Below are 440 nucleotides of genomic sequence, written 5' to 3' on the forward strand. Positions count from 1 at the left end.
GACCGCCCATTCAGGGACTCCGAGTGCTCGAAGTTCACGAATGCGAGTTTTCACACGCTTCCATTGTTTCCAGAGGCACATTCGCAATCGTCGTCGAATCCATTGGTCGAATCTCTCGCAATGGTTCTTCGCCGAAGCGAGTCGGAAGTATCCCATCCATCCTATGAGGTATCGGTTGAGCCGGGTGATGCGGTCATCCATCGACATCGAGCGTGTTCGATCCGTTAGTTCCCTTATCTTCTCCTTGAATCGGGAGATCGTTTTGGGAGCAAGCCGGATCGTCACCTGTCTGTTTGATAAGAAGCTAAAGCCGAGGAACTTCCGATTCCATGGCCGATCCACTGCACTCTTGTCACGATTCACTTTCAGTTTCAGCTTTCCTTCCACAAATCCAATAACCGATTCCATGACACGTTCTCCGGCCCGTCTGCTGGCGACGA

Annotated in this window: 1 protein-coding gene; it reads right to left on the reverse strand. The window is 51.8% G+C overall.

Annotated elements, in window-relative coordinates; all coding sequences use genetic code 11:
- On the reverse strand, window positions 1-440 hold a 440-nt coding region (locus ABEA66_RS21280; protein WP_345590541.1), incomplete at both ends, for a group II intron maturase-specific domain-containing protein.

It is taken from the genome of Paenibacillus vulneris (genome assembly GCF_039543185.1).
In the GTDB taxonomy this organism is placed as follows: domain Bacteria; phylum Bacillota; class Bacilli; order Paenibacillales; family NBRC-103111; genus Paenibacillus_S; species Paenibacillus_S vulneris.